The organism is Streptomyces sp. SM11 (genome assembly GCF_002910905.1).
Classification (GTDB): domain Bacteria; phylum Actinomycetota; class Actinomycetes; order Streptomycetales; family Streptomycetaceae; genus Streptomyces.
Genome location: NZ_NEUE01000065.1, coordinates 1 through 9,785 on the forward strand (window position 1 = coordinate 1; position 9,785 = coordinate 9,785).

General features: G+C 72.2%; 11 protein-coding genes and 1 pseudogene. 5 read left to right on the forward strand and 7 right to left on the reverse strand.

The features are described 5' to 3' along the window. Window positions 1–129 precede the first annotated feature (129 nt). Window positions 130–1,191, reverse strand: a complete 1,062-nt coding sequence (locus B9S58_RS03915; protein ID WP_103530745.1) for an anti-sigma factor — start codon at window positions 1,189–1,191, stop codon at window positions 130–132. After that, on the reverse strand, window positions 1,188–1,949 hold the full coding sequence (sigE, locus tag B9S58_RS03920) for an RNA polymerase sigma factor SigE (protein WP_181009179.1): 762 nt from the start codon (window positions 1,947–1,949) through the stop codon (window positions 1,188–1,190). Before sigE ends, B9S58_RS03915 begins: the two co-directional genes overlap by 4 nt. 178 nt (window positions 1,950–2,127) lie before the next feature. Between sigE and B9S58_RS03925 the strand changes: the two genes are divergently transcribed. Beyond that, the gene (locus tag B9S58_RS03925) at window positions 2,128–2,793 is read left to right on the forward strand and encodes an O-methyltransferase (RefSeq protein ID WP_103530746.1); all 666 of its coding nucleotides are present in this window, start codon (window positions 2,128–2,130) and stop codon (window positions 2,791–2,793) included. 103 nt (window positions 2,794–2,896) lie between these two features. Here the strand turns inward: B9S58_RS03925 and B9S58_RS03930 are convergent, their stop codons facing one another. Continuing rightward, on the reverse strand, window positions 2,897–3,064 hold the full coding sequence (locus tag B9S58_RS03930) for a DUF3117 domain-containing protein (RefSeq protein ID WP_003966491.1): 168 nt from the start codon (window positions 3,062–3,064) through the stop codon (window positions 2,897–2,899). Between the two features lie 316 nt (window positions 3,065–3,380). Here B9S58_RS03930 and B9S58_RS03935 point away from each other — a divergent pair, with 316 nt between their 5' ends. Beyond that, window positions 3,381–4,193 carry an enoyl-CoA hydratase/isomerase family protein gene (locus B9S58_RS03935; protein ID WP_103530747.1) on the forward strand — a complete coding sequence of 271 codons (813 nt, stop codon included), beginning with the start codon at window positions 3,381–3,383 and terminating at the stop codon, window positions 4,191–4,193. 7 nt (window positions 4,194–4,200) lie between these two features. Here the strand turns inward: B9S58_RS03935 and B9S58_RS03940 are convergent, their stop codons facing one another. Both B9S58_RS03940 and B9S58_RS03945 read right to left on the reverse strand, forming a co-directional pair. Further along, window positions 4,201–4,797: a DNA-3-methyladenine glycosylase I gene (locus B9S58_RS03940; protein WP_103530748.1), complete on the reverse strand. Its 597-nt coding sequence runs from the start codon at window positions 4,795–4,797 to the stop codon at window positions 4,201–4,203. Further along, window positions 4,794–5,201, reverse strand: a complete 408-nt coding sequence (locus B9S58_RS03945) for a DivIVA domain-containing protein (protein WP_103530749.1) — start codon at window positions 5,199–5,201, stop codon at window positions 4,794–4,796. Before B9S58_RS03945 ends, B9S58_RS03940 begins: the two co-directional genes overlap by 4 nt. A 105-nt stretch (window positions 5,202–5,306) precedes the next feature. On the opposite strand from B9S58_RS03945, the gene folP reads away from it, so the two are divergent. After that, window positions 5,307–6,179, forward strand: a complete 873-nt coding sequence (folP, locus tag B9S58_RS03950; RefSeq protein ID WP_103530750.1) for a dihydropteroate synthase — start codon at window positions 5,307–5,309, stop codon at window positions 6,177–6,179. A gap of 152 nt (window positions 6,180–6,331) precedes the next feature. On the opposite strand, the gene B9S58_RS03955 is transcribed toward folP, so the two are convergent. Together B9S58_RS03955 and dapE are read right to left on the reverse strand one after the other, a co-directional pair. Next, on the reverse strand, window positions 6,332–7,117 hold the full coding sequence (locus B9S58_RS03955; RefSeq protein WP_103530751.1) for a TIGR00730 family Rossman fold protein: 786 nt from the start codon (window positions 7,115–7,117) through the stop codon (window positions 6,332–6,334). Between the two features lie 99 nt (window positions 7,118–7,216). Next, window positions 7,217–8,296: a succinyl-diaminopimelate desuccinylase gene (dapE, locus tag B9S58_RS03960; protein WP_103530752.1), complete on the reverse strand. Its 1,080-nt coding sequence runs from the start codon at window positions 8,294–8,296 to the stop codon at window positions 7,217–7,219. Between the two features lie 61 nt (window positions 8,297–8,357). Between dapE and B9S58_RS03965 the strand changes: the two genes are divergently transcribed. Continuing rightward, window positions 8,358–9,287 carry a hypothetical protein gene (locus B9S58_RS03965; protein WP_181009180.1) on the forward strand — a complete coding sequence of 310 codons (930 nt, stop codon included), beginning with the start codon at window positions 8,358–8,360 and terminating at the stop codon, window positions 9,285–9,287. A 290-nt stretch (window positions 9,288–9,577) separates the two neighbouring features. After that, window positions 9,578–9,785 (forward strand): annotated as a pseudogene (locus B9S58_RS03970) (ATP-binding protein); the annotation flags it as partial.

Here is a 9,785-nt window from a genome sequence, read left to right on the forward strand (position 1 = left end):
ACCACTTCGCCTGCGGCCCGGTGGGCTTCCCGTCGTCCATGTTCTCCCCGCAACTGGCCTCTGTACGCCCCACCGAGGCGTCCCTCACCGGAATTCAACCAGGTTTGCGAATCGTCGCGCAGGGTCCGGTCAGGGCCGGGGGGAAAGCGTGCTCGCCAGATCGTTGGCGGGCAAGCCCGGGGGCGGCCCCGAGGGGACTGCGGAGGGGATCGCCTTCGGCGCCGCACCGCTGCCGAGCGCTGCCGCAAGCAGCGGGGCGCCGGACACGGTCGGGCGAATCAACGGGTACACGGACACGTTCAGCACGGGGAGCATGAAGGGGTGTGCGCCCGAGGGCGGGACGCCGAACTGCAGCGGAGCGGTCGGCAGCCCCTGCCGGTTCACCGGAGGGGTGGCAGCCGGAACCACCGGGGTCGCCCCGGCGAGCGACGGAGGCAGCCCGTTCTTCCCGGCCGGGGCCGTGCCGGACACCGGCCGTTCGGCCGCCCGGCCGTCTCCGGTCACCGCGAGGGCGCCGCCGCTCCGGCGGCTGACCGCTTCGGTGCCGCTCTCGGCGCGGGTCTCGGCGTCGAGCGGGGTGACGTTGTTCCCGGTGCCCTCGGCGCGCAGGGAGGACTCGGGGCCGGAGTCCAGCGGCATGGTGCCGCCCAGCGCGATGGCCGCGAGGGAGACGGCGCTGGCCGCGGCGAACGCGAAACGCCGCCCGCGCCACGGCGAGCGGTCCGCGTCGCGGGCCACCTCGTGTATGCGGAAGACCGAACCGGATGCCGAGCCGCCGGGCAGCACGGCGGTGGAGCCGTGAGTGGCGGGGAGATATCCGAAGCCGTCCAGCGGGGAGGGCGCGCTGTCGGCGCGGGTGCTGCCGCCGGAGGGCCGCAGCCCGGGGAAGAACTCGTCGGCGAAGGGCCCCCGGCCGCCGAACGGTCCGCCGGAGCCGGTGTCGTCGCCGCCAGGACCTCCGGGAAGGCCCTGCAGGCGGGCCAGGAACCCCTCGGAGGGTGACGGCGAGGCGGACATGGCGAAGGCGCTCTTGAGGCGGCGCTGGGCGTCGGCCTCGGCCTTGCACTTGGCGCAGGTCGCCAGGTGGGCCAGGACCCGCTCACGGGCGTCGTGTTTCAGCTCGCCGTCGACCAGCGCGGCGAGGCGGTCCCCCAGGTGCGCCTCCGCGGGGGTGGGTCCTGTGCCGCTCACGCCGTTCCGCCCTCCCCCGCCAGGACCGCGTCCGCCAGGGAGCGCTGCTCGGCGCGGGCCTCGGGCGAACGGTGCTTGAGCGCCTTGCGCAGGTGCGAGCGACCGCGGTGGATACGGCTGCGGACGGTGCCGAGCTTCACCCCGAGGGTCGCGGCGATCTCCTCGTAGCTGAGGCCCTCGATGTCGCAGAGGACCACGGCCGCGCGGAACTCGGGCGCGAGGGTGTCCAGCGCCTGCTGCACGTCGGCGTCGAAGTGGGTGTCGTTGAAGACCTGCTGCGGGGACGGCTCACGGCTGGGCAGCCGCTCGGCCGCGTCGTCGCCGAGGGAGTCGAACCGGATGCGCTGCTTGCGCCGGACCATGTCCAGGAAGAGATTGGTGGTGATGCGGTGCAGCCAGCCCTCGAAGGTGCCGGGCGTGTACGTCGACAGCGAGCGGAACACCCGGACGAAGACCTCCTGGGTCAGGTCCTCGGCGTCGTGCTGGTTTCCCGTCAGCCGGTAGGCGAGACGGTACACGCGACCGCTGTGCGTGCTGACGATCTCTTCCCATGAGGGCGGTGTCCACGCCTGAGAATCCGCATCAGAGGCGAAGGTCGCGGTCGGTGCGGAGTCTTCGGAAGAACGGTCAGCAATGTTGGTCACGGATTTCGGCTCACCGGCCGACCTGAGCAGGCGCCTCAGCACCCCTCTTCGGTCCACAGGCGCAGCCGCACCTCCCCTATCGGCTCTGGTGGTGTCCAGTGGAGCCCCTACCATAGCCACCTCGCCCGTTAGCTCCGGATAAGCCTTTTTCCCTGCTGGGGCCGGGCATCGCCCGGGGCTTCCCCGCAGCTCGCCGGTCCGATCCGCGGACCCGGTCGCTGCGCTTTCCCCACGCCTTGCACAACGCCCGGTCCCATCTGCGGGTTCCCGGGTCCAGCGGATACAGTCACCGTTGCGCCAACTACGGGGACAGGAGAGGGTCATTACCGCCAACCGGCAGACGAGCTGGGCGTTCGCCGACGCCTTTGTCGCCGAGGACGAAGCACTGCACGTGGCCCGGGACCGGGCTCGCGAGCTGGGGCTTCGCTCGGTGTCACCGGGCACCGGCGCCGCGCTGCGCCTGCTGGCCGCCGCCGCGGACGCCAAAGCGGTGGCGGAGATCGGCACGGGCACCGGCGTGTCCGGCATCTATCTCCTGCACGGAATGCGGCCGGACGGGGTCCTGACCACGGTGGACCCCGAGCCCGAACGTCAGCAGTTCGCCCGGGAGGCGTTCCGCGAGGCGGGCTTCGCCACCAACCGGGCCCGGTTCATCCCCGGCCGCGCGCTGGACGTCCTGCCCCGGCTCGCGGACGGCGGATACGACCTCGTCTTCTGCGACGGCGACCGGCTGGAGAGCCTCGATGTGCTCGCTGAATCGTTGCGCCTGCTGCGGCCCGGCGGCCTGGTCTGCTTCGAGGGCGTCTTCGCGGACGGCCGCACCGTCGACTCCGCGGCCCAGCCGGCCGAGGTGCTGCGGCTGCGGGATCTGCTGCGGGCGGTGCGCGAGAGCCAGGAACTGATGTCGACCCTGCTGCCGGTCGGCGACGGCCTGCTCTGCGCGGTCCGGCGCGGCTGAGCGCGTAGCTCCTCGTGGTGGGCACGTGGATCCGCGTCAGGACACACCACTGCCCGGTACGGAGGCCGTACCGGGCAGTGGTGAAGGTGATGGGCGTTCCGCGTCAGCCGACGACCTTCTTCAGCGCGTCGCCGAGGGCATCGGCCTCGTCCGGAGTCAGCTCGACAACAAGCCGACCGCCGCCTTCGAGCGGAACGCGCATGACGATGCCCCGCCCCTCCTTTGTCACCTCGAGCGGGCCGTCGCCCGTCCGCGGCTTCATGGCCGCCATGCTCGTTCCCCTTCCTGAAACCAGCTCATCGCAACCGGCGGCCCCATGACAGGCGCTGCCTCACCGGCATCGAACACATTGCTTCTTCGCCATTATCCCGCATCAGGGACCCCGATGACCAACATCGGTCTGCATCGCTTGCGCAACGCACTCTCGCAAAACCACCCAATTCGGCGATCCGGCTGCGATACTGCGCCACCCCGGCCCCCCAGGTGAGAGCCAATTGTTAGACGCAGGTCACATCTCTGCCCGGCTCCGGATCGGCCATGCTTGCCTGCAGTGGCAACGATGCCCGAGCAGCGAGGGGATACCGGAAATGGCCGACGAGCCGGCGAACACCGTCCTGTACGACGTGAGCGAGGGTCTCGCGACGATCACGATCAACCGACCCGGCGCGATGAACGCCATGAACACCGCGGCGAAGGTCGCGCTCCGGGACGCGCTGCTGGCGGCGTCGGCGGACACGGGCGTACGGGCGGTGCTGCTCACGGCCACCGGGCGCGCCTTCTGCGTCGGCCAGGACCTCAGGGAGCACGTCGCCACGCTCACGGCCACCCGCGAGGCGGGCGACGGGAACGCGCTGAGCACGGTGCGGGAGCACTACAACCCGATCGTGCGGGCGATCACCGGGATGGCGAAGCCGGTCGTCGCCGGGGTGAACGGCGTCGCGGCCGGGGCCGGGTTCGGCTTCGCGCTCGCGGCCGACTACCGGGTGGTCGCCGACACCGCCTCCTTCAACACCTCGTTCGCGGGCGTCGCACTCACCGCCGACTCGGGCGTGTCCTGGACCCTGCCCCGGCTGATCGGGCCGAGCCGCGCCGCCGATCTGCTGTTCTTCCCGCGTTCGGTCTCCGCACAGGACGCTTTGGAGCTGGGGCTCGTCAACCGGGTCGTCCCGGCGGCCGAGCTGGCCGAACAGGCGGCGGAGGTCGCCCGCGCCCTCGCCGACGGCCCCACGGTGGCGTACGCGGCGCTGAAGGAGTCGATGGCGTACGGGGCCGGGCACACGCTCGCCGAGGCGCTGGAGAAGGAGGACGAACTCCAGACCCGGGCGGGCGCGTCGCAGGACCACACCATCGCGGTGGAGGCGTTCCTGGCCAAGGAGAAGCCCGTCTACCTCGGGAAGTAGCCACAGCTCAGCGCGGTGCGCTGCCGCCGCCGCGCGCCACGCAGTCCGCGAGGTGGTCGTCGACCAGTCCGCAGGCCTGCATCAGTGCGTAGGCGGTGGTGGGGCCGACGAAGCGGATCGAGCGCTTCTTCAGCGCCTTGGCGAGGGCGGTGGACTCCGGTGTGACGGCCGGGACGTCCGACAGCGTGCGCGGGACGGACCGGCCGGCCGGGTCGGGCGCGTAGGACCAGATCAGCTCGTCCAGCTCCCCGGCCGGCCAGTCGGCGAGCACCTTCGCGTTGGCGAGGGTCGCGTCGACCTTGGCCTTGTTGCGGATGATCCCCGGGTCGGCCAGGAGCCGCTCCCGGTCGGCGTCGGTGAACTTGGCGACCGCCTCGATCCGGAATCCCTCGAACGCGGTACGGAAGGTCTCGCGGCGGCGCAGGATCGTGAGCCAGGAGAGCCCTGACTGGAAGGCCTCCAGGCAGAGCCGTTCGAACAGGGCGTCGTCCCCGTGGACCGCCCGGCCCCACTCGGTGTCGTGGTAGGCGAAGTAGTCCTCGGTGGACAGGCCCCACGGGCAGCGCAGCCCGCCGTCCGGGGCGGCCAGGGCTCCGCCGCTCATCGCCCGTCCTCCTCGGTGCGGTCCGGGCCGCCGGTCCGCCGGTCGCCCGGCCGCTGGTCACCCGGCTGTTCGAAGAGGTCGGTACCGGTCGTCACCGCGGCCGCCTGCGCCCCGGCCAGGGTGGACTCCAGCTCCGCGATTCGGGCGTCGCGCTCGGCCAGTTCGGCGCCGAGCCGGGACAGCGCCTCGTCGACGTCCGCCATCCGGTAGCCGCGGGGAGCCATCGGCAGGCGCAGTGCCTCGATGTCCGCCCGGCCGACCGGACGGGTCGCGGGCAGGGGGTCGGTGAACCGCTCGGGCGGAACGTCCTGGAGCACCGCGCTCCCCCCGCCGCCGACCACCGCGAGGGTGACCGCGGTGACGACCACGACCATCGTGAGCAGCAAGAACCAGAACACGCGCATCTCCCCGGGGCGGAAACCTCGTCCGGGTCCGATCGTGCCATGCGGCACGGACAGTCGGGGCCGACCGTTAGGGTCGCAGGCGGGCTATCTGGGAGGAAGATCGGGATGCGAAGCGGTGCACTCAGGCTGGGGCGGCGGGAGTTCGGTCCGCACGAGCCGGTGATCATGGCGATCGTGAACCGGACCCCGGACTCCTTCTACGACCAGGGCGCCACGTTCCAGGACGAGCCGGCGCTCACCCGGGTCGAGCAGGCGGTGGCCGAAGGCGCCGCGATCATCGACATCGGCGGGGTGAAGGCGGGCCCCGGCGAGGAGGTGAGCGCCGAGGAGGAGGCGCGCCGCACGGTCGGGTTCGTCGCCGAGGTCCGCCGCCGTCACCCGGACGTGGTGATCAGCGTGGACACCTGGCGGCACGACGTGGGCGAGGCGGTCTGCGAGGCCGGGGCGGACCTGCTGAACGACGCGTGGGGCGGGGTGGACCCGAAGCTGGCGGAGGTCGCCGCGCGGTACGGGGCGGGCCTGGTGTGCACGCACGCGGGCGGCGCGGAGCCGCGGACCCGGCCGCACCGGGTCGCGTACGACGACGTCATGGCGGACATCCTGCGGGTGACGGTGGGTCTGGCCGAGCGGGCGGTGGAGCTCGGGGTGCGGGCGGACGGGCTCATGATCGACCCGGGTCACGACTTCGGGAAGAACACCCGGCACTCGCTGGAGGCGACGCGGCGGCTCAGTGAGATGACGGAGACGGGGTGGCCGGTGCTGGTGTCCCTGTCCAACAAGGACTTCGTCGGGGAGACGCTGGACCGGCCGGTGAAGGAGCGTGTGATCGGCACGCTGGCCACGACAGCGGTCTCGGCGTGGCTGGGGGCGCAGGTGTACCGGGTGCATGAGGTGGCGGAGACGCGGCAGGTCCTGGACATGGTGGCGTCCATCGCCGGGCATCGGCCTCCTGCCGTTGCGCGGCGGGGGCTGGCGTAGGGGGCGTCCGCCGCCTGCCCGGCGGGCGGGGTCCGGGGCGCTGCCCCTGGACCCCGCTCCTCAAGCGCCGGATCGGCTGGAACCGATGCCCTCAGTCGCCGGGCGGGCCGGGGTTCGCCAGCCGGCCTGAGGTGGCCAGCCGGGCTGGAGGATCACCGGCCGACCTCCTTCGTGACCAGCATCACCGCTTCCTCCACGTCGTCCGTCACGTGGAACAGCAGCAGGTCCTTCTCCGAGGCCTTGCCCTGGGCCACCACCGTGTCGCGGAGCCAGTCGATCAGGCCGCCCCAGTAGGCGGTGCCGAACAGGACGATCGGGAAGCGGGTGACCTTTCCGGTCTGGACGAGGGTCAGCGCCTCGAAGAGTTCGTCGAGGGTGCCGAGGCCGCCGGGCAGGACCACGAAGCCCTGGGCGTACTTCACGAACATCGTCTTTCGGACGAAGAAGTAGCGGAAGTTGACGCCGATGTCGACGTGCGGGTTGAGGCCGGACTCGAAGGGCAGCTCGATGCCGAGGCCGACCGAGACGCCCTTCGCCTCCCGGGCGCCCTTGTTGGCGGCCTCCATCGCGCCCGGACCGCCGCCGGTGATCACCGCGAAGCCCGCGTCGACCAGTGCCCTGCCGATCCGGACCCCGGCCTCGTACTCCGGTGATCCGACCGGGGTGCGGGCCGAGCCGAAGACGCTGATCGCGCTCGGCAGTTCGGCGAGCGCGCCGAAGCCCTCGACGAACTCCGACTGGATGCGCATCACCCGCCAGGGGTCGGTGTGCACCCACTCGGAATCACCCTCGGAGTCCAGCAGCCGCTGGTCGGTCGTGCCGGGCTGGACCTGCTCCCTGCGGCGCAGGACCGGGCCCAGCCACTGTTCCCCGGGGCTGACCGCGCCCTCGGGAACCTCCGCACCCTCAGGGATCCGTGCGTCCTCGGCGTTGCCCATGTTCCGCTCCCTCCACCGACCCGCGTCGTGCTGGGTCGTGTCGTACTGCGTACGGCCAGCGTAGATCGGCGGAGGTTACGTACGGGGGAATGCCGTGCGTCAGGTGGTCAGCCAGGAGCGCAGCCGGTCCTCGCAGTGGGTGATCTTCTCGACCGCCACGTGCTCGTCGCGCTTGTGGGCGTAGAGCGCGTCGCCGGGGCCGTAGTTCACCGCGGGGACACCGAGCGCGCCGAAGCGGGAGACGTCGGTCCAGCCGAACTTGGGCTTGGCGGCGCCGCCGACAGCGGCCATGAACGCCTGGGCGGCGGGGTGCGAGAGGCCGGGCATGGCCGCGCCGGAGTGGTCGTCGATGACCATCTCGGCCACTCCGCAGTCGGCGAAGACCTCGCGGACGTGGGCGATCGCCTCCTCCTCGCCGCGGTCGGGGGCGTAGCGGTAGTTGACGACGACGGTGCAGGAGTCCGGGATGACGTTGGTGGCGACGCCGCCCTCGATGCCGACGGCGTTGAGCCCCTCGTGGTATTCGAGGCCGTCGATGACCGGGCGGCGGGGCTCGTACGCGGCGAGCTTCGCCAGGATCGGTGCGGCGGCGTGGACGGCGTTGGAGCCCATCCAGCTGCGTGCGGAGTGGGCCCGCTCCCCCGGCGTCCGCAGGTGGACCCGGAGCGTGCCCTGGCAGCCGCCCTCGACCTCGCCGTCGGAGGGCTCCAGGAGGACGGCGAAGTCTCCGGCGAGCCAGTCGGGGTGGGCGTCGGCGATGTGGCCGAGGCCGTTGAGGTGCGCGGCGACCTCTTCGTTGTCGTAGAAGATGAAGGTCAGGTCGCGGTTGGGCTCGGGGACCGTCGCGGCGATCCGGAGCTGGACGGCGACGCCGGACTTCATGTCGGAGGTCCCACAGCCCCAGAGGATCCCGTTCCCGTCGAGGCGGGAGGGGACGTTGTCGGCGATCGGCACGGTGTCGATGTGCCCTGCGAGGACGACACGCTCGGCGCGGCCCAGGTTCGTGCGGGCGACGACGTTGTTGCCGTGGCGGTCGACGGTGAGGTGGGGCAGGGCGCGCAGGGCCGATTCGATCGCGTCGGCGAGGGCCTCCTCCTCTCCGCTGACCGATGGGAAGTCGACGAGCCGGGCCGTGAGCGCCGGTCCGTCCAGGGTGAGGTCAAGCGTGCTGTCGGCCATGGACCCGACCATAAGGGACTTGGGTATCGGCACCAGCTGGGGCCTCCAGTACGGTGGGCCCGTGCCCCGGACCGCCCGCCCCGCCCGCCGCAGCCGCCTCCTCCGATGCGCGGTGGCCTTCGCCGTGCTCGCGGCCCTGGGCGGTTATCTGGCCGTCCAGTACGACTCCTCCGGCTCGAAGAACCCGCCCCGCTGCGTCGTGGAGGCCTCGGACGAGGACGGCGGGGCGACCCACACCTACGAGATGAGTCTGGCCCAGGCGGTGAACGCGGCGACGATCTCCGCGGTCGGCACCACCCGGGGCATGCCCGAGCGGGCGGTGACGATCGCGCTGGCCACCGCGCTCCAGGAGTCCACGCTCCGCAACATCGACTACGGGGACCGGGACTCGCTGGGACTGTTCCAGCAGCGCCCCTCGCAGGGCTGGGGCACGCCCGCGCAGCTCATGGACCCGGTCTACTCCGCCGGTGAGTTCTACGACCATCTCGCCGAGGTCCCGGGCTACTCGCGGCTGCCGCTGACCGTGGCCGCGCAGCGCGTGCAGCGCAGTGGTTTCCCGCAGGCGTACGCGAAGCACGAGCCGGACGCCGCGCTGCTGGCCGCCGTGCTGACCGGGCGCAGGCCGGCCTCGCTGAACTGCACCCCGTCCACGGCCACGGCGGACGGTCCGGGGGACGCCGCGCGGGTGCGGGCCGAACTCGTGCGCGCCTTCGGCGAGGACGTACTGTCCGGCGCGAAGGCCGCGGGCTCGCCCGCCGCCTCGACCGTGTCGGTGCCCGTCCCGGCGACCTCGGCACGGGGCGAGGACACGTCCTCGCCCCGGCGCGGCTGGGAGCTGGCGCACTGGGCCGTGGCACAGTCCGAGGCGCTGCGGATCGAGCGCGTGAGCTACGCGAACCGGGTCTGGAACGCCGGTGAGGGCTGGCGGACGGAAAGCGCGAAGGGTACGGAAACGGGCACGTCGGCGGTCAGGATCCGGGTCGCTCAGTAGTACGGCCCGTCACCCGTTCGGACCCTGGGGGCCACGACCCCGGACCTTTTCCTCAGAGCTCCCCACGGCCTGCTCGGTCTGCCTCGATTCCCTTGCCGCCCAAGGGAAGTGACGGTTCGTCGAGCTGCGGCGGTATGGATCGTTTGCCCGGGTTCTTCCGCTGCGGATAATCGGACGCATTACTCAGTCTTTACCTTTGCCCACCGCAACTTCCCCCTCCCCCGAAGCGGTTGTCAGTGCGTCCGATCACCGGACAGGCAGATTCGTGCACAACCCGCTGAAGGAGCATCATGTCCCTCCCCCTGACCCGTCGGATCGCTCGTGCCGCGCTGCTGATCGCCGCAGGCGCGGCCCCCGTGGTCGGTGCGGCCGGCGCAGCGAGCGCCGCAGATCTCCCGGCGAGCCCGGACCTGGGCGGGCTGACCGCGCTGGACGGCGCCGGTCTCGGCGACACCGTGGACAGCGCCGCCCAGCAGGGCACCAGGGCGGCCGGCGAGA